Source organism: Micromonospora sp. NPDC048835, from assembly GCF_040649995.1.
Lineage (GTDB): Bacteria > Actinomycetota > Actinomycetes > Mycobacteriales > Micromonosporaceae > Micromonospora.
Genome location: NZ_JBEZGM010000009.1, coordinates 78,622 through 104,963, shown reverse-complemented (window position 1 = coordinate 104,963; position 26,342 = coordinate 78,622). Strand labels below are relative to the sequence as shown.

The following is a 26,342-nucleotide window of genomic DNA, read 5'->3' as shown; positions in this document are numbered from 1 at the left end:
CGCCGTCCCACCGACCCGGACACCCCGCTTTCAAGAAACGCGAGTCGATCACCACAGGCGCACCGCGCGGACACGGAGGGCGGACACCGGGGGCCGGACGGGGGTCGCGCGGACACGGCGGGCCGCGCGGACACGGCGGGCCACGGACACGGAGGGCCACGCGGACACGGCGGGCCACGCGGACACGGCGGGCCACGCGGACACGGCGGGCCACGCGGACACGGCGGGCCACGCGGACACGGCGGGCCACGCGGACACCGCGCGCGGGGTCGTCAGTTGTCGCGCTGGCGGGAGACGGTCCGGACCAGTCGCTCGGCCACCTCGCGAAGCGGGATGTCCAACGACGAGGCGGCGGTCCGCAGCACGTCGAGAGCCTCGGCCGGCGGGCAACCGCGCTGCGTCATGATCACGCCGACGGCCTGGCCCACCACCCCCTCGTGCAGGAGCGCGGCGTCCCGTTCGCCGGCGACGGCGAGCTGCCGGCTCCGGTCGCGGACAGCGGCGAGCAGCAGGCCGGCGTGTTCGGCGAGCAGCATCGCGGTCAACTGGTGTTGCGGGGTCAGCAGGTCCGGCGCGGCGGCGTACAGGTTGATCGCGCCGATCACCTGATCGTCGATGTCGACCGGCGCGGAGATCACCCCGCGTACGCCGAGGTCGCGGGCGCGCGCCGTCCAGGCTGGCCAGCGGGGCTCACCGGCCAGGTCGGCGGCGAGGATCATCTCGCGGCGGTGGATCGCGCTCATCGCCGGCGAGTCCGGCCCGTGTCGCAGGTCGTCCAGCCCGGCCAGTCCTTCGTCGGAGGCGGCCACCCCGGCCGGCTCGCCGGCTCGCAGGGCGGTGAACCCGCACCACCGCACCCCGGCGACGGCGTCCCGGGTGACCCGGACCAGGGCCAGCAGCGCCTGATCGAAGTCGGTCAGGGCGATCAGCCCGGCGGTCAACTCCCGCAACAGCGCGGCTGTTTCCAGGACGCCGAGGGTCGGTACGGCCGGTTCCCGCGTGTCGAGGTTCACCTGTTCGCAGCTCCCGTGCCGTCACTAGCCTGCCCGGCAAGGATCGTCACCTGTGTCATCGTCTGCTCTCTCCCGACTTGACCGACCAGCCCTACTACCCTGCGAATCCAGGGTCGAAACGGCGTAAATCGGGGTCCCGGTCGCCCGTGAAGGCGCGGCCGGGACCCCGACGGTCGGTACGTCAGCGCGCGCCGCCGCTCAGTCGCCGCCCGATCGACGCGATCAGACGGTCGAGCTCGGAGCCGAACGGGTTGTCGTGCACCAGGTACGTCCAGGTGGCGGTGGGCCGGACCAGGGTGCCGTCCTCGGGCTGCCAATCCTCATCGAATTCGGTCTCGGTGAAGGTGGCGATGGTGCGGGCCTCGATCTCCGGGATCAGGTCGTTGAACGCCGGCACCGCAGCGCGGTGGAACTCGTCGAGCGGGTCGAGCCGGCCCAGCGCGCGCAGGTGCACGCCCTCGCGGACCTCGGACAACTCGGCCAGGTGGTCGGCCCAGAGTCGGTCCAGGTGGTAGAGCGCGATCGACCGGGCGGCGCGGGCGAGCAGGTCCTCGTCCATCTCGCCGGCCTTCTCGGGCTCCTTCTCGAGCAGCATCACCGCTGCCACGTCACTGGTCAGCAGCCGCTCGCGCCGTGCGGCGAGGGCCTTGCGCTGCTGCTCGATGACCACGCTGTAGCGCCAGGTGTTGCGGTGGATCTCGTGGTTGACGCCCTCGGCGACCCGCTGGGCGTGCTCCACCGCGTAGTCGACCTGATCGTCGGTGACCAGGCCGTCGGCGTTCATCCGGGGCGAGGCCGGCACCGAGTCGGCGGCGTGCCGGACGACGAGGTCGTCCTCCAGGCTGACGAAGAAGACCGAGCCGCCCGGGTCGCCCTGCCGGCCGGCCCGACCGCGCAGCTGGTCGTCCACCCGGCGGCTGTCGTGCCGGCCGCTGCCGATCACGTAGAGCCCGCCCAGCTCGGCGACCCGCTCCTGGTCACTCTGGTCGCTGCCGCCCAGCCGGATGTCGACGCCCCGGCCGGCCATCTGGGTGGAGACGGTGACCGAGCCGTACGCACCGGCCTCGGCGATGATCGCCGCTTCCTCGTCGTCGTTCTTGGCGTTCAGCACGACGCAGGGCACCCCGGCGGCGTTCAACCCGGCGGCCAGCCCCTCGGACTCCTTGACGTCCAGGGTGCCGACCAGCACCGGCCGCCCCTTGGCGTGCGCGCGCTGGATCTCGTCGACGAGCGCCTCGTCCTTCTCGGCCCGGGTGGCGTAGATGCGGTCCGGCTCGTCCTCACGGATGCACGGGGTGTTCGGCGGGATCACCGCGACCTCGAGATTGAAGAACTCCCGCAGCTGGTCGCCGACGTGCACCGCGGTGGCGGTCATCCCGCACACCTTGGGGTAGAGCGCGATGTACGCCTGCATGGCGATGGTGCCGAGCACCTCGCCCTCGGCGGTGGCGTCCAGCCCCTCCTTGGCCTCGACGGCGGCCTGGAGACCGTCCGGCCAGCGGCGGCGCTGGGCCACCCGGCCCCGCATCTCGTCGACCAGCTCGACGGTGCCGTCCCGGACGATGTAGTCCACGTCACGGTGCAGCAGGGCGTGCGCGTGCAGCGCCACGTTGACCGCGGAGAGCTGCTCGACGTGCTCCTCGTCGTACAGGTCGATGCCGAGCTTAGCCTCGATGGCGGCCAGGCCGGCGGAGGTGAAGGCCACGCTGCGCCCGTCCTCCGCGACCGTGTAGTGCTTGCCCTTGCGCAGGCCACGGACCAGCGTGGCGGCGGCGTGCACCGGGTCCTGTTCGCCCGGCACCGCGCCGGCCAGGACCATCGGCACCCGGGCCTCGTCGATCATGATCGAGTCGGCCTCGTCGACGATGGCGGTGCTCAGCGCGGGTTGCACCCGGTCTTCCACGTCGGTGACCAACTGGTCGCGCAGGTAGTCGAAGCCCGCCTCGCTGACCGAGACGTAGGTGACGTCACAGGCGTACGCGTCGCGCCGCTCCTGCGGGGTGGAGGCCTCGTTGACCCAGCCGACGGTGAGGCCGAGCAGGGTGTAGACCGGCTCCATCCACTGGGCGTCACGACGGGCCAGGTAGTCGTTGATCGTGAGTACGTGCACCGGACCATTGCCGCGCCGGACGTGCCCGTACGCGGCGATCGTGGCGGTCAGGGTCTTGCCCTCACCGGTGGCCATCTCGGCGACCTTGCCGGAGAGCAGCGACATCGCGCCGAGCAGCTGCACGTCGTACGGCCGCTGGTCGAGGCCGCGGCGGGCGGCCTCGCGGCCGACGGCGCAGATCTCCTCGTAACCGGCGGCGGCGCCCGCTGCCTCGGTCAGCTCGGCGTCGTCGAGCGCGGCGAGGTCAGCCTCGCGCGCCTCGATGGCCGGGAGCAGCTTCTCCAGCGGAGCAAGATCCACGGTCGAGCCGGGGCGCTGGAGGAACCGCCGGAACTTGCTCTTGAACCGTTGCGACACACCCATGAGCGGCAACGGTACGCGATTCTGGCCGGCGTGCGCGGCCCGGTCGCCCGGCAAGTTCGCCGGGACCGGGCGTCGGTCATCCGACCAGCAGTTGGTGACTGGCGAGTTCGCGGTAGAGCGGGTCGGTGGCGGTCAGTTCGGCGTGGGTCCCGACGGCCACCACCCGGCCACCGTCGAGGACGACGATCTGGTCGGCGTCGACCACGGTGGCGAGCCGGTGCGCCACGATCAGCAGCGTCCGGCGGACGGCCACCGCGTCGATGGCGCGACGCAGCGCCACCTCGTTGCGGGAGTCCAGGTTGCTCGTCGGTTCGTCGAGCAGCAGCACCGGCGGGCCGGCGAGCAGCGCGCGGGCGATGGCCAGCCGCTGGCGCTCACCGCCGGAGAGCAGGACGCCGCCCTCGCCCACCTGCACGTCCAGGCCCTGCGGGGTGCGCTGCTGCAGATGACCGAGGTTCACCTCGTCGAGGACGTCGCGCAGGCGGTCGTCGGTGGCGTCCGGGGTGGTGATCAGCAGGTTCTCCCGCAGCGTGCCGGCGAGCACGGGGGCCTCCTGCTCGACGTAGCCGAGCCGGGCCCGTAAGGCGTCGCGGGGCAGGTCCCGTACGTCGGTGCCGTCGAGTCGGACCGCGCCGGCGCTCACCTCGTAGAAGCGCTCGACCAGGGCCAGCAGTGTGGATTTGCCGGCGCCGGAGGGACCGACCAGGGCGGTTCGGGTGCCGGCGGGGACCGCGAAGCTGACCTCGTGCAGCACCGGCTCGCCGCCCGGGTAGCCGAAGCCCACCCGGTCGAACTCGATCATCGGGGTCGGGCGACGCGGAGTCGCCGTGGTGGCGGACGCGGGCCGGTCGTCCGAGCCCTCCGCGGGCACGGCGAGGATCTCCTCGATCCGCTGGAGGGCCCCCAGGCCGGACTGCAACTGGGTGTACGCCCGCAACACCTGGCCCAGCGGCAGTGCCAGGAGGAACAGGTACATGACGAACGCGACCAGGTCGCCGACCGAGATCGCCCCGGCGGCGACCCGCGCCCCGCCGATGCCGAGCACCAGCAGGAACGCGCCCTGCACGGTGACCGAGCCGATCGGGCCGACCACCGCCTGCACCCGGGCCACCCGCAGCCCCGCCTTGTACGCCTCCCGGGCGCTGCCGGTGACGGTCCGCGTCTCCCGGGCCTCGGCGCGGCTGGCCCGGATGGTCCGGGCCGCCGAGATGGCCCGTTCCACCGCCGAGGTCATCTCGCCGATCCGTTCCTGGGCGGCCCGGGCCAGCGCCCGCACCCGGCGGACGAAGGTGAGCGCGAAACCGAGCCCGAGCGCCACGCCGAGCAGGGTGACGCCGAAGAGCAGCGGATCGAGCAGCACCATGGCCGTGCCGGCGCCGACCACCGTCACCGCCCCGGTGACCGTCTCGAAGAGCCCGGAGGTGACGACCGCCCGCAGCAGCGTGGTGTCCGAGCCGACCCGGGAGAGCAGGTCGCCGGTGCGTCGGCTGTCGTACTCGGCGATGGGTAGCCGCAGCAGGTGGCCGGCGAGCCGGCGGCGGGTGCCCAGCACCAACCCTTCGGCGGTGCGTTGCAGCAGGTAGTCGCGCAGCCCGCCGATCGCCGCGGCGAGCACCACGAGGACCACCAGCACCGCCACCAGCCGGGACACCCCCTGCTCGGCGCCGATCCGGTCGAGCACCGAACGGGTGAGCAGCGGCTGCGCCAGCGACGCCGCCGCGCCGACGAGCGACAGCGCGCCCACCACGACCAGGGTGCCGCGGTGCTCCCGCAGGTACGGCAGCAGCGCGGCCAGGCCGACCGGGCGGCCCCCGGAACTGTCGCCGGGCGGCCGGCCGGTCGAGGTGTCGCCGGGAGTCGGCCGGTCCCGCGGGGTGCTCATGCCGGGAACGGTAGTCGGCGCGGGCACGCGGGGACGGCCGCTCAGGCGGCGAGCACCACCTGTTGCTCCTGGCGGCGACGGTCGGCCAGGTCGGTGAGCAGGGCGGGTGCCTCGTCGAACGGCACCACCGCGGAGACGAGGTGCTTACGGATCGGGTCGCCGTACGCCCGGAGCAGGTCGATGGTCTCGGCGGAGAGCCGCTCGCGGTCCCAGGTGGGCGCGAGACCGCGTGGCACCCGCCCGATCTGGGCGCAGCGCAGCGACAGCCCGTTGTGGTGGAACTCCTCGCCGAGGCGGACCGCGTCCGCGCCGCCCTGGTAGAAGGCGAGGTCGATGACGGTGCCCTGGGGCCGCAGCAGCCGCAGGGCGAGGTGCAACGCCCACGCCTGCCCCCGGCACTGGAACACCACGTCGGCGCCCCGGTCGCCGGCGGTGTGCGCCCAACGCGTCTTCAGCACCGCCGCCGGGTCGTCCGCGTCCGGGTCGAGGGTTTCCAGGCCGAGCGCCTCGGCGACCTGGCGGCGCTGCGGGGTGGGGTCGAGCACCACGACGGACGCCGCCCCGTTGCGCCGGGCGAACAACGCCGTGAGCAGGGCCACGACACCCGCGCCGACGACGGCGACGCGGCGGCCGCGTACCCCGTCGCCGAGCGCGCGGACGTCGGTGCCGTGCAGGTCGGCGGCGGCGTGCAGCAGACCATTGGCGCAGATCGGGCCCATGTGCGCCACGTAGACGCCGAGCAGCGGGTCCAGGTCGTCGGGGAGCGCCACGAACCGTTCGGCCACCGGGTCGGCCACCCAGCCGGTGCGGTGCCCGTACGTCATCGCGCCGACCGTGCCCACCGCGACGGCCGGAGTCTCGCTCTGCACCACCCGGCCGACCTGCATGTAGCCGAGTCGGGTCACCGGGTACGGCGTGCTCGCCGGGCCCGGCTGGAACAGCCCCAGGTCGGCGTTCCAGGTGACGTTGAGGTAGGGGTTGGTGCCCTTGACGTAGCTCAGTTCGGTGCCGGCGGAGACACCGCTGAACAGCGTCTCGACCCGGAACGTGCCGGGGCGCAGCGGCGCGGCGTCCTGCTCGACCAGCTCGACCCGGCCGGGGCCGGTGACCACCACGACCTTGTCACGCATCGACGGTCACCCCGGTGGTGAGCACCGCCGGCGCGGTCGCGCTGGCGAGTCGCACGGTCGTGCCGGTCCGGGCCGAGTCGGCCACCGCGAGGGCCAGGCGCTGGGTGGCGAGGGCCTCGGCGTACGGGACGCGGATGTCGTCGCCGATGCCGCGCACGGCGTCGACGAAGGCGCGGTCCACCGCCACCCGGGCGGCCTCCGGGTCGGCGGGTACGTGGCGTTCGCCGTCGGCGTCGCGGATCGACAGCCCGTCCTCGTTGATCGCGAGGGCCAGCCCGTCGGCGAGGACCTCCAGGCCGGCGCGGTGCTTCCAGCCCAGGACGCAGGCGGCGCTGAGCGTGCCGACCGCGCCGTCGGCGAAGCGCAGCACGGCGGTGGTCACCGAGTCGATGTCGGCACCGTCGACAGGCGGCGGTGTGCCGTTGCCGTACGCGGTGACCTCGCTGACCTCGCCGGCCAGGACGCGGATCAGGTCGAGCACGTGGGCGGCCTGCTCGACGACCGGGCCGCCGGAGCGGTCCCGCCGCGACCACCACGCCACCGGGGGCACCTTGTCCAGCCAGGCGCCGCTGACCATCCGCACCTGGCGGTCGGCGAGCAGGTCACGGGCCTGGTCGAGGACGCTCAGGTAGCGCCAGTGGTGCCCGACGGCGGTGCGCAGCCCGCGCCGGGCCACGAGGTCGCCGATCCGTTCGGCGGTGCTCAGGTCGACCGCGACGGGCTTCTCCACGAACATCGGCAGCCCGGCCTCGATCACCGCCTCCTCGGCGGGGCCGTGCGCGAACGGTGGTACGCACACGTACACGGCGTCCAGGCCGGCGGCCAGCAGCTCGGCGACGTCGGCGCAGGCCCGCCCACCGTGCCGCGTGGCCAGCGCGGACGCCGCCTCCGGTGCCACGTCGGTGACCGCCACCAGCTCCACGTCGTCGAACCCGGCCAGCACCCGCGCGTGGCGTTGCGCCACACCGCCGGCGCCGACCAGACCTACCCGGCACTTTCGCATCCCGACACCCCTTCGAAGACATTTCATGTCGCGTGGGAGCAGTCCCCTGGGGTGTGCGCAATCAAACGTTCATCCCCAGGGAACGAATTGTCGTCACCTCTGTGATCAAGCTGTTGCCGAGAATGCGGTTAGCACGTGATGAGGAATGGGAACAACCAATTTCGGTTTTTCCACGCACGATCGGAGGAGTGCCCGTGCGGGATGAGACATCGAGTGTGTCACCGGTGGTCGAGGCGTGGGCCACGTACCGGACGACGACGGCGGCGGACTGGCCGACGCGTCGTCTGATGCGGGCCAAGGGAGCTACCCGGGTCAGCGTGGTGCTGCCCGCGCGCAACGAGGAGGCCACCGTCGGCGCGATCGTGTCGACCATCCGGGAGCACCTGATGGATCGGGTCGCCCTGGTGGACGAGCTGATCGTGGTGGACTCGCGCTCGACGGACCGGACGGCGCAGGTGGCCCGTGCCGCCGGCGCGGAGGTGGTCAGCCAGGACGTGATGACCCGGGGGTTGCCCCGGCTGACCGGCAAGGGCGATGCGCTCTGGGCCGGCCTGGCCGCCGCCGAGGGGGATGTGGTGGCGTTCATCGACGCCGACCTGCGGGAGTTCCGGCCGCACTTCGTGAGCGGGCTGCTCGGTCCGCTGTTGACCGACCCGTCGGTCGACTTCGTGAAGGGCTTCTACCACCGGCCCCTGGTGGGCACCGCGAGCGTGGAGCAGGACGGCGGGGGCCGGGTGACCGAGTTGATGGCCCGGCCGCTGCTCAACCTCTTCTGGCCGGAGCTGGCCGGCTTCGTGCAGCCGCTCGCCGGCGAGTACGCGGCCCGCCGCGACGTGCTGGCCCAGGTGCCGTTCGTCTCCGGGTACGGGGTGGAGACGGCCATGATGATCGACCTGCTCGATCTGGTCGGCCTGGACGCGCTGGCGCAGGTCGACCTCGGTGAGCGTAAACACCGGCACCAGGACACCGCGGCCCTCGGCCGGATGTCCGCGCAGATCATGTTGACCGCCTGGTCCCGACTGCAACGGCGCGGCTGGGCGACTCCCGGTCTGGTGCCGGAGTCGTTGCTGACGCAGTTCCGTCGCGGCGGTTCGGACACCCTGCCGAACCTGGACCGCGAGATCGTGGTCAGTGACGTGTCCATCGAGGAGCGCCCGCCGCTTGTCGAACTGCGCCACCGGCTCCCCCGCCGTCGGGTGGCTGCCGCGTGAGTACGGGAAAGGGAGCCTGATGAGTCTCACCGTGCTGATGAACGCCGGCCCGTGGCTGTCCGTGCCACCGCCGGGCTACGGCGGCATCGAGAACGTTATCGCCACGCTGGTGCCGGAGCTGCGGCGACTCGGTGTGCGGGTGGTGCTCGCCTCGGTGGGCAGCAGCACCCTGCCGGTGGACGAGCAGGTGTCGGTCTTCGCCGACGGGCAGTTCGCGGCGTTGCAGCGGCCGTACAACCAGGTCTGTGGGATCGCCCAGGCGCACCTGGCCGGGGTGGTCCGTGAGCTGCACGCCCGCGACGACATCGACCTGGTGCACGATCATGTCGAGGCGGTCGGATTGGCCACCCTCGCCGCGATGGGGCCGGCCGGGCCGCCGACCCTGCACACCCTGCACTGGGACCTGGCCAAGCACCCGGCGCTCTACGGCAGTCTGGACGGCGGTGACCGGGTCCGGGTCAACGGTGTCTCCGCGTCGCAGTTGGCCCGCGCCCCCCTCGCGCTGCGGGAGCACTCGGTGGGGCACGTACACCTGTCCACGCCGCTCGCCGTCGACGCCGACCGGCGGCCCGGACCGGAGAAGGGCGAGCACCTGCTCATCCTGGGCCGGATCAACCCGGGCAAGGGGCAGGACGTGGGCGCCCGGCTCGCGCACCGGGTCGGTCTTCCGCTGGTGCTGGCCGGGCCGGTCGGCCCGTACCATCGGCCGGCCGACCTGGCGGCGGCCGGTGACGAGGCCCGGCAGAACCCGGACGTGCGGTTCTTCCTCGACGAGGTGGCCCCGCACGTCGACGGTGACCTGGTGCGCTGGGTCGGCACGGTGGCCGGCCAGGAGCGCGACGACCTGCTCGCCAGTGCCCGCGCGTCGCTGTTCCCGCTGCGCTGGGAGGAGCCGGGCGGCACCGCGGTCGTCGAGTCGCTCGCCCTGGGTACGCCGGTGGTGGCCACCGCCCGGGGTTGCCTGCCGGAGTTGATCGAGCACGGCCGCACCGGGTTGCTCACCACCGACGAGCAGGAGTTGGACGACCTCGTCCTGGCCGCCGAGTTGCTCGACCCGGACGAGTGCCGGCGGGTGGCCGCGCAGCGCTTCACGCCCGCGGTGATGGCCCAGCGCTACGTCGAGTTGTACGACCGGGTCCGGCAGTCGGCGAGTGCGCCGAGGTTGCTGCCGGCCTGACCGGTGGCCGGCCGGTTTGTCGAGCACGGCAGCGGGTAGCCCGCAGCGCTCATGCCCGCCGTGCGACGAGGAGCCGGTAATGGTCGGACCGATGGCGCACTCGCGGGCCCGGCCCAACCCGGCCGACGGCAAACCGCCGGTCCGTCGCGCGGCGGCAACGGTGGGGGTGCTGTTCCTGCTCGTCGGCGTACTCGGCTTCGTGCCGGGGATCACCAGCGGGTTCGGGTCGTTGCGCTTCGCCGGGCACGATTCGGGCGCGTACCTGTTCGGTGTCTTCCAGGTGTCGGTGCTGCACAACCTGGTGCACCTGGCGTTCGGGGTGGCGGGGCTGCTGCTGGCCCGGACGGTGACCGGCGCTCGGGCGTTCCTGATCGGCGGCGGCGCGGTCTACCTGGTGCTCTGGCTGTACGGGTTGGCGGTGGACCACGACACCGGGGCGAACGTGCTGCCGGTCAACGACGCCGACGGCTGGCTGCACCTGGGCCTCGGCGTCGGCATGATCGCGCTGGGCATCCTGACCGGTCGGCCCCGTCGGTGACCGCCGACCCCGGCTCGAACGGTCGCGCCCGTCCCTGACCTGGGGTTGCGGGACGTGAGCTGCCTCGCCCCGGCGTCGGTCCGGTTTGATCGAGAACGGCCTCGGGTAGTTGGCAGATCCCGACCCAGCAGCGAATCGAGGGCGCCGATGTCGAGCGGGATCACCTGCGAGGTGCGCACCACGGCACCGGTGGCGGTCGTCCGGCTCACCGGCGCACTGCACCTCGGCACCATGCGCTCGGTGCACCAGGCGCTCGGTGACGCGCTCGTCGATCAGCCGGAGGCGCTCGTGGTCGACATGGCCGGGGTGGAGGTGGAGGACCGGCTGGCGCTGTCCGTCTTCGCCGCGACCGCCCGTCGGGCCGAGGAGTGGCCGGCGGTGCCGGTGCTGCTCTGTTCCCCGTCGCCGGTCGCCGCCCGGTGGCTGGCCGAGTCGACAACGTGCCGGGTGCTGCCGGTGTCTGCTGACTGCGCGGAGGCGACCCGGTTGGCCGGTGCGGCGTCCGCGTTGCGGATGCGGGCCCGGTTGGAGCCGGTGGCCGAGGCCTGCCGGCGGGCCCGGGAGCTGGTCACCGACGCGTGCGCGCGGTGGAACCTGCCGGACGCGTCCGGACCGGCCGCGTTGGTGCTCAGTGAGCTGGTCGGCAACGTGGTGCGCCACGCCGGCACCCCGATGCAGGTGACGGTGACGCTGCGCCGCCCGTACCTGCATCTGGCGGTGGTGGACGGCAGCAGCGCGCAGGCCCGGCCCGGCGGTGCGGACCTGCACGCCGAGGGCGGGCGTGGGTTGATGCTGGTGCGGGAGCTGGCCCAGCGCTGGGGCAGCGTGCCGGCGGGTCAGGGCAAGGCCGTCTGGGCGATGCTGCCGGCAAGCTGAGCGTTCGAGGCGCTTGCGCCCGGGTACCAGCGTTCTGACCGAAATTACCGCTCTGGCCTGGTTACATGGTGCGAGGGTCGGGTAGGCACGCCCGTCCTTTCTGCCGTCACGACGGGGTGAGCAGCCATGCCCAAGCGGGTAACCACGGAACCCGGTCGCGATCGGGGCCCGGCGATCCTGGCACCGGCCCGCTTCGGGGGCTTCCCGGGAGCGGTACGGGCGCCGGTCCCCGGCAACTCCCTGATCAAGTTCCTGGCCACGACCGACCACAAGCAGATCGGCGTGCTGTACCTGCTGACCTCCTTCGGGTTCTTCCTGGTGGCGGGCCTACAGGCGATGGTGATGCGCGCCGAGTTGGCCCGGCCGGGGATGCAGTTCCTCTCCTCCGAGCAGTACAACCAGCTCTTCACCTCGCACGGCGCGGTGATGCTGCTGCTGTTCGCGACGCCCGCGGCGTTCGGGTTCGCCAACTTCATCGTGCCGATCCAGATCGGCGCACCGGACGTGTCGTTCCCCCGCCTCAACGCGCTCGCCTACTGGCTGTACCTGTTCGGCGGGCTCATGGTGATCGGCGGGTTCGTCACCCCGGGAGGTTCGGCGGACTTCGGCTGGACCGCGTACAGCCCACTCAGCGACGTGGACCACAGCCCCGGCGTGGGCGCGAACATGTGGGTGCTCGGCCTGGTCGTCTCCGGTCTGGGCACCATCCTGGGCGCGGTCAACCTGATCACCACGATCCTGACCCTGCGCGCGCCGGGGATGACCCTGTTCCGGATGCCGATCTTCACCTGGAACATGCTGTTCACCAGCGTGCTGGTGATCCTCGTCTTCCCGCTGCTGGCCGCCGCGCTGCTGGCCCTCTCCGCCGACCGCCTGCTCAACGCGCACGTGTACGACCCCGCCACCGGCGGCCCGATGCTCTGGCAGCACCTGTTCTGGTTCTTCGGTCATCCCGAGGTCTACATCATCGCGTTGCCGTTCTTCGGCATCATCACCGAGATCATTCCGGTCTTCTCCCGCAAGCCACTGTTCGGCTACACCGGGATCGTGCTGGCCACCATCGCCATCACCGTGCTGTCCATGACGGTCTGGGCGCACCACATGTTCGCCACCGGCCAGGTCCTGCTGCCGTTCTTCAGCATCCTGAGCTACCTCATCGCGGTGCCCACCGGTGTGAAGTTCTTCAACTGGATCGGCACCATGTGGAAGGGCCAGCTCACCTTCGAGACGCCGATGCTCTTCGCCATCGGCTTCCTGGTCACCTTCCTGCTCGGCGGTCTGACCGGCGTCCTGCTGGCCAGCCCGCCGGTGGACTGGCACACCCACGACAGCTACTTCGTGGTGGCGCACTTCCACTACGTGGTCTTCGGCACCGTGGTCTTCGCCCTCTTCGGCGGGTACTACTTCTGGTGGCCCAAGATGACCGGGCGGCTGCTCGACGAGCGGCTCGGCAAGGCGCACTTCTGGACCATGTTCATCGGCTTCCACGGCACCTTCCTGGTGCACCACTGGCTCGGCGCCGAGGGCATGCCGCGCCGGTACGCCGACTACCTGCCGACCGACGGCTTCACCACCCTGAACACGATCTCCAGCATCTTCGCGTTCGTCCTCGGCCTGTCCACCCTCTTCTTCATCTACAACGCCTGGAAGTCCTGGCGCTACGGTGCGGTGGTGACGGTGGACGACCCGTGGGGCTTCGGCAACTCCCTCGAATGGGCGACCAGTTGTCCGCCGCCGCTGCGCAACTTCGACCGGATGCCCCGGATCCGCTCGGAGCGCCCCGCGTTCGACCTGAAGTACGGTCCGCTCGTCGCCGACCTGGGTCGCGACCTGCCGCAGCGCACCACCAAGCCGCCGCAGCAGTTCGCCGAGGAGCTGCGGTTGGAGCACCACGCGCCGGAGTCGCCGGCCGCCGAGGGCGCGCACGGCGCCCGCGAGGCGACCGACTACCAGCCGGCGCCGCGCTCCGGCGCCCGGCCGGTGGACGTGCCGGAGCCCGAGGGCGTCCGCCGGCCGAGCTTCGAGCAGAGCGACCCACCGCAGGACGCCGAGGACACCCCGAAGCCGCACGAGCGCTGGCGGCATCCGCACAGCGACGGCAACCCCGAAGAGCGCTGACCAGGCGTACGCGTGGAAGGGCCGACACCCGCCGGGGTGTCGGCCCTTCGCCCGTTCGGCTGTGCTCAGTCCCGGGCCGGCGCGAGGCCGGCGGCTCAGTCCCGGGCCGGCGCAAGGCCGGCGGCGGTGAGTGAGCGGCGTACCGCGGGCTGGACCCGGGTCAGCCGCAGCGGCACTCCGGTCCGCTCCGCCGCGTCCCGCCCGGCCATCAGCGCGGCGATCCCCCCGGCGTCGAACCCACCCGCGCCGACCAGGTCGACGACCACCTCGCTGGGCTGGCCGGTGACCGCCTCCAGCATGGCCCGGCGCAACTGGTCCGCGCCGTCGCGGTCGACCTCGCCACCGACCTCGACCACCACCGTGTCGCCGTTCTGCTTGACCGAGATCCGGGTCTTGCCCGGGTCGGGCTCGGCGGCCCCGTTCTGCCACGGCGGCGGCGCGTCGGCGAGCATCGCCTGACGCAACCAGGTGAGCGCCCGCGACAGCAGCCGGGACACGTGCATCTGCGAGATGCCGAACCGGGCCGCGATCTCCGCCTGGGTCTGGTTGCCGTAGAAGCGCATCGCAAGGATCCGCCGCTCACGCCAGGGCAGTCGGTGCAGCAGTCCGCTCACCGTCACCCGGTCGTCGACCGACTCCAACGCGTTGTCCGACTCGCCGACCAGATCCCCGAACTCGGCCGAACTCTCCCCGCCCACCGGAGCGTTGAGGGAGGCCGGGCTGTAGCCGGCCGCCGACTCCAGGGCGGCGAGGATCTCCTCCTCCGGGGTCTCCAGCCGGGCCGACAACTCGGCCACCGTCGGAGCCCGGGACAGTTCGCTGGTGAGAGCGGCGGTCGCCTGCCCCACCTCGAGGATCAGGTCCCGCAGCCGGCGCGGCACGTGGACGCCCCAGGTCCGGTCCCGGAAGTGCCGTTTGATCTCGCCCACGATGGTGATCGCGGCGTACGCGGTGAACGAGCCCCGTTCCGGGTCATAGCGGTCGACGGCGTTGACGAGCCCCAGTCGGGCCACCTGCTCCAGATCCTCGAGTGGCTCCCCCCGCCCCCGGTACCGGCGGGCCAGCCGCCCGGCGAACGGCAGCGCGAAACGGACCAGGTCGTCCCGAGCCTCCCCCCGCCGCTCCGGCGGCAGCCCGGCGATCCGCGCCGCGTACGCCATCGCCGCCGCGTCGAGGTCCTCCAGACCTCGATCCGTGGGTGGTGGTGTGGTCGTGCTCGTGCTCGTCTGTCCGAACATCCGCGCCTCCCTCAGGAAGGTCCCCCGCCCGGATCGGGAAACCGGTCGTGCGCGTGGTCGAGCCACGCACCGGGCCGGAAAGTGGGTCAGTGACTGGGATGCCAGCGGGCGACACCGCTTCTACGCAGCGCAATCAGGCCGTAGCAGCCAGCGATGTTCCCGCTCCGTAGGTACTCAATCACGGGACCCAGGGTTCGCGAGGATGTTTCGGCGTCCTCCGTCTCAGGAGACCAACAACCCCTGGTGGCCGCCGCTGTCGCGGAGCGCGGACAGGGCCTCGGCGACCCCGATCGGGGGCGGCGTGGGCAGGTCGTACGGCTGGGCACGGAGGACCTCGGTGGCCCGGCGGGTAGGCACCGAGGTGACCGGGTAACCCCGGGCGGTGGTGCGGTCCAGCGCCCGACGCCGTCGACCGAAGCCGGCCACGGCCAGCCACTGCGGCAGCCCGGCCAACGCGGGCGAGCGCACCCCCGGCGGCTCGGGCAGCACGTCCACCGAGCTGAACGCCTCGCTGCCGGCCAGCCACCACTCGGCCTCGTCGACGCTGCGGCGGGTGGCGTTCTCGCACCAGTACGGCACCAGCCCCGCCCGCACCACCTGCCACGGGTCGAGCAGCCGGCCACACTCCACCACCAACCGGTCACCGGTCTTGCCGGCACGCCGCAGCCACCGGCGGTACAGGTCGGCCACGCCTGCGCTCAGCGCCGCCGGACCGGGCACCAACACCCGGTGCAGCGGGTGCCCACGCCGCGCCGACCAGTCCCGCACCGCAGGCTCGAAGGCCGGGTCGACACCATGTTCGGCGTACGCCGACGCCACGGACACCTCCGGCGGCTCCCACCGGGTGGCGTCGCCGCCGACGGAGCGCAGCACCTGCCGCAAGGCGTGACTGTCCGGGTGGAAGTCCACCGGGTCCAGCCCGCTGCCCGGGCAGCCGAGCTGGAAGCTGTGCCCCGGCCCGCGCTCCAGCACCGGCCAGGTGCGCGCGTCGAGGACCAGCAGCACCGGAGCCCCCGGCAGCAGCAGATCGGCCAGGAACTGCGCGTACGCGGCCGGTAGGGCCCGCCATGCGGCGGTCAGCGACACGGTCGCCCCGGTCAACGCGCCACGGCTGGCCGGGCAGTGCACCTGACGCAGGTGCAGGTCGGCGTTGCCGGCGAGCAACCGGGTGGCGAGTGCCGCCCCGTGCTCCACGGCGTCCGCCGGACGGTCCACCCCGCCGTCCGACCAGTGCAGCGTCATCTCGAAGCCGGCCGGCAGCCACGGCACGCCGAGGGCCACCGCGAGGTGCGCCGCCGCGCCGTGCGGAGAGCCGATGATCACCCCGGGGTAGCGGCGACGGGGGTACTGGTCGACGAACCACCGGGCCACCCGGGCGGCGTCCACCTCGTCGGCCTGGGCGACGGTGAGCGCGACCCGGCCGGCGGCGCGGGTGACGGCGGCGCGGCGTACCGGCTCGGGGGCACCGAGGAACCGCGACGTCGGCCCGGTGTGCCCGAGGTCGGCGCAGTCCACCCCGCGCAGGGCCCGGGCGGTGGCGGCGACCAGCACCCGGGCCGCGCTGCCCGCGGCCACGACCCGGTCGCCGGCAAGACCGGCGCCATCGGCCGTGAGCCCCTTGTGCACCTTGTGCACCGGCCCCACCTTGCCTCGTTCGCTCACCACGCGGCCGGGCTTCCCGTCCCGATCAGGTTCAAACGGGGCATCACCCACCCGGCGGCACATTCCGCTGGTCAGCGGGGTGCCCCGGTCATCACCGGCGTTCGGCCGCGCTGGTTTCGCCGGGGTCAGGGCGGGCACTTCCGGGTTCATGCGCACCGACGACACCAGCGAGCCCGCCGCCGCCACGATCACCCCGTACGAGGACGGACCGCTCCTGGTCCGTGGCGACTTCGCGTTGGTCACGCCGGACGGCGAGCGCATCGACGCCCGGCGGGGCACGGTGGCGCTGTGCCGGTGTGGCAAGTCGGCGCTCAAGCCGTTCTGCGACGGCACCCACAAGGCGATCGCCTTCCGCGCGGGCACCACCCGCGAGGGGTGAGCCCACCCCTCGTCACGTCACGCGCTGCCGTAAGCACAAGAGTCGACCAAACCCCCAAGCGACGCCCACGCCGCGCGCGCCGCCAAACCCCGCGCCCCCAGGCCGCCCCCGCAAGCCCACGCCGCCAAGCCCCGCCCCGCCCGCCCCGCCAAGCCCGCCCCGCCAAGCCCGCCCCGCCAAGCCCGCCCCGCCAAGCCCGCCCCGCCGAACCCGGCGCCGCCAAGCCCGCCCCGCCAAGCCCGCGCCGCGCCGCCCACGCCGCGCCGTGAAAACCGCGCCGAACCCGAGGATCGCGCCGATCTTGCAGTTTCTGTTGTCGACATGAGGCGATATGCCCCTTGCGTCAGGACAGAAAGTGCAAGATCGCGAACCAGGGACAGGCCCATCGCGTCGATCATGGAGTTATGGTGCCCGTTTTGTCATCTCGCGGACTTTTTATCACCCACCACAACTCCATGATCGACGCGGCAGTGCCGACCAGACCGTGCGCCGGTTGGCGGACAGCTCGTTGCCCGCTCGCATCTTTGCGAGCCTGGGTCCGTGACGCGCTCATCGCGTCGGTTCGGCGTGCGTAAGCCTGAGTGACCAGCGCGTTGGCGAGCCCGCGTGTGGGCGCTTGCGTGGCCCGCAGTGGGGTTACGTGACCTGGTGGGGTACGTGGTGCGCGCTCGCTGATCCCCGCATGGGCGTGGCGTTGCGCACGTGGGTGGTGCGTCGGCGGGTGCAGAGCAAAGGGCGGCCCCGACGCGGGAGACCCCAGCGGCACTACCCAAAGCCCGACACGCAGCGGCACTACCCAAAGCCCGACACGCAGCCGCACTACCCAAAGCCCGACACCCAGCCGCACAACTCAAGGCCGGCACCCCGGCCGTACGGCCACGGCCCGGCACTCCCACCTCAAGGCCCGACACTCACCTCAAGGCAACCGGAGCCCGGCACCCCAGCTCAAGGCCCGACACTCCCCACCCCAGCGCCGACAGACAAACCGCCGGCCTCACCCCGCGTGGGCGCGACCCGGTGTGCCGCGGGTCAGACCAGGGCGGGTGGGGCCGGCGGGGCCACCACCGTGGTCGACGCGACGAGCGGGACGGTAGGCGGCAGGGCCGGCGGGGCGGGCGCGCGCAGGGAACTGTGGCCGGCGGCCCACCTGTCCAGCAGGTGCGCCGCGAACAGCCGGTCCAGTGCGAGCCCGGCCTCCGCGCCGAAGAGCACGTCCGGGGCGAGGGCCGGCTCGGCGCGGGCCAGGCCGCCGCACATGTCGTGGGCGGCGATCTGCTCGTGCACCGCGTCCGCCTCGACGTGCTCGTCGTAGAAGCGGGTGGCCACCTCGTCGAAGCCGAGCCGGCGCAGCCCGTTGCCGTAGCGACGGTTGGGCAGCGAGGAGGTCATCTCGAACGCGGCCAGGTGCCCGAGCAGCGCACCGCGTAGCCGGCGGTGCAGCCCGAACAACGACATCAGGTTGTTGGTCGCCAACGTCACCGCCGGCGCCACGTCGATGTACGCCCCGTAGCTGGTGTCCAGGCCCAGCCGGTCGAGGGTGCGCCGGAACAACTCGGCGTGCATCCGGTCCAGCCGCCCGTTGCCGTACTCGTCGGTCTGGATCTCCACGAGCGCGGCCTTGGCGGGCCCGCCGAGGCGGGGCAGCGCCCAACTGTGCGGGTCCGCCTCCCGCAGGTGGTAGACGGAGCGGTGGGCGACGAACTCGCGGAACTGGGTGAGGTCCGCGCGACGTTGCAGCGTCGCGGCCAGTGGTGGGCCGTCGTCGGCGGCGACCAGTTCGGCCAGACCGGCGGCAACCCCGGCGACGGGCACCGGCGGCGAACCGACCAGCCGGCGCAGCGCCGCCTCGAAGACCTGCTCGCAGCGGGCGCGCAGGGCCAACAGTGTCGGCTGCCACTCCCACGACTCGTCCACCCCGAGCCAGCCCCGGTAGTGCAGCTCGTAGCAGAGGAACAGCGTCAGTTGCAGATCCTCGTCCGTGATCGGGTCCGCCGGGTCGAGGTCGACACCAAGGCTGGCCGGCAGGTCGTACGCCGGAAGTCGCAGCGCCTCGACGACCGCTGCCGAGAGTGGGCCGCGCGCCCTCGGCAGGGTCGCGGGACCGTAGCGGCGGTCGGCGGGCTCGGACATGTGACCTCCAGCGTCGTCAGGCCGCTACTGATGCCCTGGTCCGGGGTGACTAAACGAGATCGTCGGCGTTCGCGGTGACCTCCACCTGCTCGCGGACCTTCCGGGCCGGAGCACCCTCGGCGTACAGACCCCGCAGGTCGGCGAAGGCGGGCTCCGGCGGCGCCAGCGACACCGCCGGGTCGACGACCGCCTCCAGTACGCAGGGGCGGTCGGCGGCGAGGGCCTCGTCCCAGGCCGCGCCGACCAACTCCGGCCGGTCCACCCGCACCCCGTGCAGCCCCAGCAGTCGGGCCCACCCGGCGTACGGCACGTCGGGGCGCCGGTGGGTCGGGTCGGACGACGGCTGCCGCCCACCTCCCATACCGTTCTGGTCCCGGTTGTTGAGCACCAGCACCACCAGCCGAGGGTCACGCCACCGCTGCCAGAGGTGCGACACGGTGATCAGCTCGGCGAGCCCGTTGAGCTGCATCGCCCCGTCACCGACGAGCGCGACCACCGGCTGGTCGGGGGCGGCGAGCTTGGCCGCCACCGCGTACGGCAGCGCACAGCCCATCGAGCCGAGGGTGCCGCACAGCTGTGCGTTGACCCCCGGCGGCAGGGTGAGGTGGCGGGCGTACCAGTAGAGGACCGAGCCGACATCGACCGCGACCGCGCCGGTGCCGGGCATCCGGGCGGACAACTCCTGCAGGACGAGCTGCGGGTTGACCGGGTCGGCGGCGGCCGCGGCACGCTCGGCGGCGACCTCCCGCCACCTGTCCACCGAACTCTCGACGGTGGCACGCCACTGCTGCTCGGGCCGACCGCGCAGCCGGCTCAGCAGTGCCCGCAGTGTCTCGGCGGCGTCACCGACAAGCGGGACGTCGGCCGGGTAGCGGGTGCCGATGCGGCGGCCGTCGATGTCGATCTGCACCGTGCGCGCCTGCTCCGGCATTGGGAAGTAGTCGGTCCACGGGTCGTTGGTGCCGACCATCAGCAGCGTGTCGCAGCCACCCATCAGCTCGGCCGCCGCCGGGGTGCCGACCTCGCCGAGCACCCCGGTGTGGAAGGGCAGCCGCTCGTCGAGCACCGGCTTGCCCAGCAGCGAGGTGGCCACCCCGGCGCCGAGCCGGTCGGCCACCTCGATGATCTCGGCGGCCGCGTCCCGACCGCCCTGGCCCACCAGGATCGCGGTGCGCTGGCCGCCGCTGAGCAGCTGCGCGGCGGCGTCGAGGTCCGCCTCGTGCGGCAGGACCCGGGCCAGCGGCTCGCCGGGGGTCGCCGTGATCACCCCGGCGCCGTACGACTGCGGGTCGGGCACCAGCGCCTCCTGCAACTGCCGGGGCAGCACCACGCAGGTCGGGCTGCGGGTCGCCGCCGCCGTCCGGAACGCCTGGTCCAGCAGCGTGCCCACCTCGTCCGGGCTGCGGCCGTACCTGACGAACTGGTTGCACACGTCACCGAAGAGCCGGCTCAGCCCGATCTCCTGGTGCGCGCCGCCAAGCGGCCCGGAGATGTCCTCCCCGACGATGGCCACCACCGGCTTGCTGTCCAGTTTCGCGTCGTAGAGGCCGTTGAGCAGCTGCACGGCGCTGGGCCCCTGGGTGGCGAGGCAGACCCCGATGCCGCCGGTGAACTTGGCGTGCCCGGTGGCCATGAACGAGGCGGTCTCCTCGTGTCGGGCCGGGATGAACGCCGGTTCACCGCCGGTACGGTCCAGCGCGTCCACGAGTGGGGCGATCGCCTCGCCCGGGTACCCGAAGGCACGGGGCACCCGCCAGGCCAGCAGCCGCTCCACCACGACGTCCGCAACCGTTCGGTCAACCATTGTCGCGCCCCGGTGTGCTGGGGTCGACGTAACGCAGCACCGCGCCGACGCCGTCGGTCAGGTCGGGTGCCTCGTCGGGGCCGAGCACGGTCAGCGCCGCGTCGGTGCCGACGAGCGCCCGGACCAGCGCCGCGTCGGCGCGTACCCGTTGCGGGTCGGTCACCGACATGGCGGCCAACTGTCCCGGGTCGACGGCGATCTCGGTGGGTTCCGCGCCGATCCACAACTCACCGTTGGCCGACGGGTCGTCCACGATGATCATCATGTCGACCTGGTTGCGTTGCAGGGCCGAGACGACGGCGTCGAGGCCGCCGCCCACGTCCTCCTGCACGCCGAACTTGTCCAGCGCGGCGCTGATCCGCTGGTCGGCGATCTCCGCGATGGTCTGCACGGTGAGGTCGTCGAGCATCGTCTGGTCGGCGCCGCCGGCGCGGGAACCGGCATCGGTCCGGACCACCAGGTCCTGCCAGCGCTCCGGCATCTGGGCGGCGATCATGCCGGTGGCCCGGACGTCACCGGCGACCACCACCACGTCCGCGCCGACCCGGTCGGCCAGCTGCACGGTGGCCGCGGTGACGTCACCGGCGTTCTGGTGCCACGCCTCCATGGCCGCCCGCTGGTAGCGCGACTGGGACCAGCCGCCGGGCTTCGTCCGCCGCAGCGGGTACTCGTCGCGGCCGGCGACGTGTGCCCGACGGGGCACCCCACCGGCGCTGACCGCCATGGCGTCGGCGCCGACCCGGTCGGCGACCACGCGTACCCAGGCGACCTGCTCGCCGCGCTGCGCGAGCAGCGGCATCACGTGTGGCAACGACCCGACGTTGGCCAGGTCCCGCAGTGGCGGCGCGGACAGGTACTCGGAGAGCACCACCCGGCCGTGACTGGCGAAGAGCGCCAGGCCGTAGTCCCCGACCATCGGATCGTGGCCGCGGACCACCCGGTCCAGCGCGGCGATGTCCGCCTCGTCCGCCCCCTGTTCGGCCAGGCCGCGTTCCAGGGCACGCCAGCGCAGGTCCAGAGCGGGTTTGGCGTCCTCCGTGTCCGCGGAGGCGTCCAGATACACCGAGCACCACGGCCCGGGACGGTCGTAGAGCGGGCGCAGGAAGGACAGCTGCATGCTCGACCCCTTTCCAGCTCGGCCCCCCGCTTACCCGGGTCGCCGGTGATGTCACCTCGCGGCCGTGAGCCCGTGACCAGGTTTCATTCACGTCGTTCAACCGAGGACGTCGATACGATCTGTGAACACAAGCGGACTCTCGGTGGTGGAGATGGACAGCGGACTCGATACCCGACGGATCGTGCACCCGACGGAGCGGATCGTCACCGGGCGGCTGGTCCGCCTGCTCGACGGCTACACCCGTGAGGTGCGCATCGGTCAGCCGGTGCTGGTGGCGGTGCTCGCGGCGGCTGCCTTCGCCCGGCTGCCCGCCCTGCTGCTGCGCGCGCTCTTCTCCTTCGGCGGTGGCGGCACCAGGCGTCGCTGGAAGGAGTTGAAGCAGGGCCCGGAGTACCTGGTCACACCGGTGCGGCTGCGCAACACCGCCGGTCAGCTCTGTGAGGTGGAGCTGCACGGCCATCTGCCGCAGAGTGCCCTGCACCCGGCCGACCAGGTGCAACTCACCCTGCGCCCGCAACGTGACCCGGACCTGCCGCCCCGGATCGAGCGGATCGTCAACCTCACCACCGGGCAGCTACTGACGCCACGGACCGCGACGCTCTGGTCGCACCTCGGGCCGCCGCTGCTACTACAGGCGTTCCTGGGTGGGTTGCTGTTGGCCGGCATCGCGGCCTGTTCCGCGCTGACCTGAGCGGCCCGGCGGGTTCGCGGGCCGGCTGCGGGATCAGCCGGACCTGTGGCTCAGCCGGCTCAGCCGCCTCGGACCGGCTCAGCCGGACCGGTGGCTCAGCCGACCGGCGCGGGCTCGCGGGCCGGTCGCCTGTCGGCGCCGAGCATCCCCCGGCGGCGGGCCCAGCGCTCGAAGGCCAACGTGGCGAACGGCGGCACCGCACTGGCCAGGGCCACCGCCGTGGCCAGCAGGCTCCAGCGGTGCAGCCGGGCCACGGCCAGCACCAGCAGGACGTACGCGACGAACAGGGCCCCGTGGATCGGCCCGAAGATCTTGACGCCCAGCTCGTTGTCGGACGGGCCGTACTTGACCACCATGCCGACCAGCAGGGCCAGCCAGGAGCAGGCCTCGGCGATCGCCGCCACGACGAACAGCCGGGTCACCTTCTCGCGCATCCGTACGCCACCACCTCTCGGGCCGCAATGCTATCGGTCCGCTCTGGCTGGGCTAACGGGGCGGGCAGGTGGGTAGGAAAGGGTCCTCGGGTCTTCCCCCGCCCGCCGATCACGTGCGAGGTTAGGGGGACCAGCGGTGACAGGGCGGTGACCATGGGCGAGGACGTCGGCGTACGAACCTTCAGTCGAGAGGATCGCGCCCGCTACCGCGACAAGGTCCGCCGCTGTCTCGACGTCTTCGCCGAAATGCTGCGCGAGGCCCGCTTCGACCTCGACCGGCCGATGACCGGTGTGGAGATCGAGCTGAATCTGGTCGACGAGGCGTCGAATCCGGCGATGCGCAACGCCGACGTGCTGGCGGCCATCGCCGACGACAGTTTCCAGACCGAGCTGGGCCAGTTCAACGTCGAGATCAACGTGCCGCCGCGTCGGCTGACCGGCACCGGCACGGCCGACTTCGAGGAGTACGTACGGGCGAGCCTCAACGCCGCCGAGGTGAAGGCACGGGCGATCGGCGCGCACATGGTCATGATCGGCATCCTGCCGACGCTGCGCCCCGAGCACCTGACCGCCGAGACCCTGTCGGCCAACCCCCGTTACAAGCTGCTCAACGAGCAGATCTTCGCAGCCCGGGGTGAGGATCTGCCGATCGCCATCAGCGGGGTGGAGCGGCTGGCGGTCACCGCCGACACGATCACCCCGGAGGCTGCCTGCACCAGCACCCAGTTCCACCTTCAGGTCAGCCCGGTCCAGTTCGCCGACTACTGGAACGCCGCCCAGGCGATCGCCGGCATCCAGGTCGCGGTCGGCGCGAACTCGCCGTTGTTCTTCGGCCGGGAGCTGTGGCGTGAGACCCGCATCCCGCTGTTCCAGCAGGCCACCGACACCCGGTCGGAAGAGATCAAAGCCCAGGGGGTACGCCCCCGCGTCTGGTTCGGCGAACGATGGATCACCAGCGTCTTCGACCTGTTCGAGGAGAACGTGCGCTACTTCCCGGCGCTGCTGCCGGTCTGCGATCCGGAGGACCCGGCGCAGGCCCTCGCGGCCGGCGAGGTACCCAATCTGGCCGAGTTGCGCCTGCACAACGGCACCGTCTACAGGTGGAACCGCCCGGTGTACGACGTGTCGCGGGGTCGCCCTCACCTGCGGGTGGAAAATCGGGTGCTGCCCGCCGGCCCGACCGTGCTGGACACCGTGGCCAACGGCGCCTTCTACTTCGGGTTGGTTCGCGCCCTCGCCGAGTCGGACCGACCACTGTGGTCGCAGATGTCGTTCAGCGCCGCCGAGGAGAACTTCACCAGTTGCGCCCGGCACGGCATCGACGCGCAGGTCTTCTGGCCCGGCCTCGGCTACCTGCCGGTCACCGAGTTGGTGTTGCGCCGGTTGTTGCCGATGGCGCACCACGGCCTGGACCGGTGGGGGCTCGACCCGGCCGAGCGGGACCGGCTGCTCGGCGTCATCGAGCAGCGCTGCCTGACCAGCCGCAACGGCGCGACCTGGCAGGTGGGGACGCTGCACCGACTGGAGTCGACCGACCACCTGGACCGGCCGGAGGCGTTGCGCGAGGTGGTCCGGCACTACGTGGAACTGATGCACAGCAACCGTCCCGTGCACGAGTGGCCCATCCCCTAGCCCCTGCTGTGTCCCTTGTGGACCCCCATACGCATCGAGGACCGTCGTAGGCTGCAGCGACTGGACATCGATGATGATGGAGGGTTGCCAGTGGCCACCTCTGGATCCGACCGCGTCCCGACTCAACGTCCCGCGCCGGCCCTGTCCCGTCGGCGCATGCTGCGGATGGGCGCGGCGGCTGCCGGCGGCGCCGCGCTCGTCGGCACGGCAGCGCCGACGGGGGCGCAGGCCGCTGCTCCGGGTGGTGCGAAGCGGGCACTGCGGGCGCCGGTGCTGGCCCCCGGTGACCGGGTACGAGTGGTGGCACCCGGTCGGACTCCGGATCCCACCCTGATGGGTCGCGGCATCGAGATCCTGCGCGGCTGGGGTCTGGAGGTCGAGCTGGGCGAGCATATCTACGCCAGGTACGGCTACCTGGCCGGCACCGACGCGCAGCGGCTGGCGGACCTCAACGCCGCGCTCACCGACCCCGGGGTTCGTGCGGTCTTCGCCGCCCGCGGCGGTTACGGCACCCAACGCATCGTCGACCAGATCGACGTCTCCGCTCTGCGCCGGGATCCTCGGGTGGTGGTCGGTTTCAGCGACATCACCAGCATTCAGGGCAAGCTCTGGCGCGAGGCCGGCCTGGTCACCTTCTACGGCCCGATGGTCAACTGGAACGACGTCCGCACCGGCCCGGAGTCGGCCGAGGCACTGCGTCAGGCGGTGATGACCACCGCGCCCGTCACGCTCACCAGGGACCCGGCCGAGACGGCGGCCTCCGTGGTGGTGCCGGGGCGGGCGTCCGGCCCTCTGCTCGGCGGTTGCCTGACGTTGCTCTCCACCTCGTTCGGCGCCGGGGACCTCCCGAGGTTCGACGGCGCGATCCTGTTCTTCGAGGACGTGGACGAGGCTCCGTACAGCATCGACAGGATGCTGACCGAGCTTCGCCGGGTGGGCGCGCTGTCCCGGCTCGCCGGGGTGGTCGTCGGTCAGATCACCAACAGCGTCGGCGGGGCGGGCGAGTGGGACGCGGCGGCGGTGCTGAAGGACCGCCTGTACGACCTGGGTGTGCCGGTCCTGGGCGGGCTGCGGCTGGGGCACGGCAACGGGCAGCTCACCGTGCCGCTCGGCGCGCGGGCCACGATCGACGCCGCCGCCGGGACCCTGACCGTGGAGGCCGGAGTTCGCCCCCGCTGACCTCCGGTGCCGACGCACACGCCGCCGGGACCGGCCGGTCCGGCCGGTCGCGGCGCGGGCGACGCTCAGCCGCGCGGGGTGGGCACGCCGAAGAGGTCGATGATGCCGCCGGGCAACTGGGCGAGCAGGTCGTGCCGCTCGTCGTCGTTGAGCGCCTCGGCGACGGTACGCAGCACCGCCTGGGCATGTTCGCGCACCTGGTCCGCGTTCGCGACCTGCTCGCGGTCGCCGACGTTCTTCAGGAACTCGCCGACGTCCCACCGTCGGCCCTGCGGGTTCCGGGTGACGGACCCGTTCAACCGGTCCGGTAGCTGGGCCGCCAGGTTGTCGGCCTCCTGTCCGGCGAGCCGTTCTCCGAGCACCGACAGGACGGCCTGCACGGACCGCACGGCCTCGTTCTCCCCGAGACCCGCGCGCTGTCGTACCGTGGCGATCATCTGGTCGTACTCCATGACCCGCTCCTTCCGTCTCCTCGGCGGGCCGTGCGGCCTGCCGGCGGACGAACGGGGCGAGTTCCCTGGGTCCTCGGCCACAAACAGGCTGGTCCACCGAACCGGACGGCCCGTCAGCAAGCGGTCAGGGCACCCTGGGCTGGCGCCGCAGGGGGCGGGTCGTCACGCAGCCGGCTGTAGAGGTGGCCGTCGCGCCACTGACC

21 protein-coding genes are annotated in these 26,342 nt (G+C 72.6%); 9 read left to right on the top strand and 12 right to left on the bottom strand.

From position 1 onward, the window contains the following. Nucleotides 1–272: 272 nt before the first annotated feature. The 5 genes from AB0C15_RS13355 to AB0C15_RS13335 all read right to left on the bottom strand — a co-directional run bounded on the left by AB0C15_RS13355 (nucleotide 273) and on the right by AB0C15_RS13335 (nucleotide 7,501). Nucleotides 273–1,013 carry a GAF and ANTAR domain-containing protein gene (locus AB0C15_RS13355; RefSeq protein WP_357351467.1) on the bottom strand — a complete coding sequence of 247 codons (741 nt, stop codon included), beginning with the start codon at nucleotides 1,011–1,013 and terminating at the stop codon, nucleotides 273–275. A 181-nt stretch (nucleotides 1,014–1,194) separates the two neighbouring features. Continuing rightward, nucleotides 1,195–3,486, bottom strand: a complete 2,292-nt coding sequence (secA2, locus tag AB0C15_RS13350) for an accessory Sec system translocase SecA2 (RefSeq protein WP_357351465.1) — start codon at nucleotides 3,484–3,486, stop codon at nucleotides 1,195–1,197. Between the two features lie 76 nt (nucleotides 3,487–3,562). Then, nucleotides 3,563–5,368 carry an ABC transporter ATP-binding protein gene (locus tag AB0C15_RS13345; RefSeq protein WP_357351463.1) on the bottom strand — a complete coding sequence of 602 codons (1,806 nt, stop codon included), beginning with the start codon at nucleotides 5,366–5,368 and terminating at the stop codon, nucleotides 3,563–3,565. A gap of 41 nt (nucleotides 5,369–5,409) precedes the next feature. Further along, the gene (locus AB0C15_RS13340) at nucleotides 5,410–6,498 is read right to left on the bottom strand and encodes a zinc-binding alcohol dehydrogenase (protein ID WP_357351461.1); all 1,089 of its coding nucleotides are present in this window, start codon (nucleotides 6,496–6,498) and stop codon (nucleotides 5,410–5,412) included. Next, nucleotides 6,491–7,501: a Gfo/Idh/MocA family oxidoreductase gene (locus AB0C15_RS13335; protein ID WP_357351459.1), complete on the bottom strand. Its 1,011-nt coding sequence runs from the start codon at nucleotides 7,499–7,501 to the stop codon at nucleotides 6,491–6,493. Before AB0C15_RS13335 ends, AB0C15_RS13340 begins: the two co-directional genes overlap by 8 nt. 194 nt (nucleotides 7,502–7,695) lie before the next feature. Between AB0C15_RS13335 and AB0C15_RS13330 the strand changes: the two genes are divergently transcribed. The 5 genes from AB0C15_RS13330 (at nucleotide 7,696) to ctaD (ending at nucleotide 13,421) form a co-directional block, all read left to right on the top strand. Beyond that, nucleotides 7,696–8,712 carry a glucosyl-3-phosphoglycerate synthase gene (locus AB0C15_RS13330; protein WP_357351457.1) on the top strand — a complete coding sequence of 339 codons (1,017 nt, stop codon included), beginning with the start codon at nucleotides 7,696–7,698 and terminating at the stop codon, nucleotides 8,710–8,712. A gap of 19 nt (nucleotides 8,713–8,731) precedes the next feature. Beyond that, entirely contained in the window at nucleotides 8,732–9,889 is a 1,158-nt protein-coding gene (locus AB0C15_RS13325) for a glycosyltransferase (protein WP_357351455.1), read from the top strand. Nucleotides 9,890–9,968: 79 nt separating this feature from the next. Then, nucleotides 9,969–10,427: a DUF4383 domain-containing protein gene (locus AB0C15_RS13320; protein WP_357351453.1), complete on the top strand. Its 459-nt coding sequence runs from the start codon at nucleotides 9,969–9,971 to the stop codon at nucleotides 10,425–10,427. Nucleotides 10,428–10,574: 147 nt separating this feature from the next. Beyond that, complete coding sequence (locus AB0C15_RS13315) at nucleotides 10,575–11,303, top strand: ATP-binding protein (RefSeq protein ID WP_357351451.1); 729 nt, start codon at nucleotides 10,575–10,577, stop codon at nucleotides 11,301–11,303. A 126-nt stretch (nucleotides 11,304–11,429) separates the two neighbouring features. Continuing rightward, nucleotides 11,430–13,421: a cytochrome c oxidase subunit I gene (gene ctaD, locus AB0C15_RS13310; RefSeq protein WP_357351449.1), complete on the top strand. Its 1,992-nt coding sequence runs from the start codon at nucleotides 11,430–11,432 to the stop codon at nucleotides 13,419–13,421. Between the two features lie 95 nt (nucleotides 13,422–13,516). On the opposite strand, the gene AB0C15_RS13305 is transcribed toward ctaD, so the two are convergent. Beyond that, nucleotides 13,517–14,659: a SigB/SigF/SigG family RNA polymerase sigma factor gene (locus AB0C15_RS13305; protein ID WP_357351447.1), complete on the bottom strand. Its 1,143-nt coding sequence runs from the start codon at nucleotides 14,657–14,659 to the stop codon at nucleotides 13,517–13,519. A gap of 222 nt (nucleotides 14,660–14,881) precedes the next feature. Then, nucleotides 14,882–16,324, bottom strand: a complete 1,443-nt coding sequence (locus tag AB0C15_RS13300) for a hypothetical protein (protein WP_357351446.1) — start codon at nucleotides 16,322–16,324, stop codon at nucleotides 14,882–14,884. A 145-nt stretch (nucleotides 16,325–16,469) separates the two neighbouring features. Between AB0C15_RS13300 and AB0C15_RS13295 the strand changes: the two genes are divergently transcribed. Then, nucleotides 16,470–16,700, top strand: coding sequence for a CDGSH iron-sulfur domain-containing protein (locus AB0C15_RS13295; RefSeq protein ID WP_357351444.1), 231 nt, complete (start codon nucleotides 16,470–16,472; stop codon nucleotides 16,698–16,700). Nucleotides 16,701–17,729: 1,029 nt separating this feature from the next. Here AB0C15_RS13295 and AB0C15_RS13290 read toward each other — a convergent pair. Genes AB0C15_RS13290 through AB0C15_RS13280 form a run of 3 tightly spaced genes read right to left on the bottom strand, consistent with a single transcriptional unit; the run spans nucleotide 17,730 to nucleotide 21,751 of the window. Further along, complete coding sequence (locus AB0C15_RS13290; protein ID WP_357351443.1) at nucleotides 17,730–18,830, bottom strand: iron-containing redox enzyme family protein; 1,101 nt, start codon at nucleotides 18,828–18,830, stop codon at nucleotides 17,730–17,732. Nucleotides 18,831–18,879: 49 nt separating this feature from the next. Continuing rightward, complete coding sequence (locus tag AB0C15_RS13285; protein WP_357351442.1) at nucleotides 18,880–20,634, bottom strand: thiamine pyrophosphate-binding protein; 1,755 nt, start codon at nucleotides 20,632–20,634, stop codon at nucleotides 18,880–18,882. After that, nucleotides 20,627–21,751 (bottom strand): Vms1/Ankzf1 family peptidyl-tRNA hydrolase, encoded by a 1,125-nt coding sequence (locus AB0C15_RS13280; RefSeq protein WP_357351441.1) that lies wholly within the window; start codon nucleotides 21,749–21,751, stop codon nucleotides 20,627–20,629. Before AB0C15_RS13280 ends, AB0C15_RS13285 begins: the two co-directional genes overlap by 8 nt. 142 nt (nucleotides 21,752–21,893) lie before the next feature. Here AB0C15_RS13280 and AB0C15_RS13275 point away from each other — a divergent pair, with 142 nt between their 5' ends. After that, complete coding sequence (locus tag AB0C15_RS13275; RefSeq protein WP_357351720.1) at nucleotides 21,894–22,442, top strand: hypothetical protein; 549 nt, start codon at nucleotides 21,894–21,896, stop codon at nucleotides 22,440–22,442. A 95-nt stretch (nucleotides 22,443–22,537) separates the two neighbouring features. On the opposite strand, the gene AB0C15_RS13270 is transcribed toward AB0C15_RS13275, so the two are convergent. Further along, the gene (locus AB0C15_RS13270) at nucleotides 22,538–22,876 is read right to left on the bottom strand and encodes a DUF3817 domain-containing protein (RefSeq protein ID WP_357351440.1); all 339 of its coding nucleotides are present in this window, start codon (nucleotides 22,874–22,876) and stop codon (nucleotides 22,538–22,540) included. Nucleotides 22,877–23,029: 153 nt separating this feature from the next. Here AB0C15_RS13270 and AB0C15_RS13265 point away from each other — a divergent pair, with 153 nt between their 5' ends. Continuing rightward, nucleotides 23,030–24,508, top strand: a complete 1,479-nt coding sequence (locus AB0C15_RS13265; protein ID WP_357351439.1) for a glutamate--cysteine ligase — start codon at nucleotides 23,030–23,032, stop codon at nucleotides 24,506–24,508. A 156-nt stretch (nucleotides 24,509–24,664) separates the two neighbouring features. Continuing rightward, entirely contained in the window at nucleotides 24,665–25,687 is a 1,023-nt protein-coding gene (locus tag AB0C15_RS13260) for an LD-carboxypeptidase (protein WP_357351438.1), read from the top strand. Nucleotides 25,688–25,752: 65 nt separating this feature from the next. On the opposite strand, the gene AB0C15_RS13255 is transcribed toward AB0C15_RS13260, so the two are convergent. Continuing rightward, nucleotides 25,753–26,139: a DUF2267 domain-containing protein gene (locus AB0C15_RS13255; RefSeq protein ID WP_357351437.1), complete on the bottom strand. Its 387-nt coding sequence runs from the start codon at nucleotides 26,137–26,139 to the stop codon at nucleotides 25,753–25,755. Nucleotides 26,140–26,342: the final 203 nt, after the last annotated feature.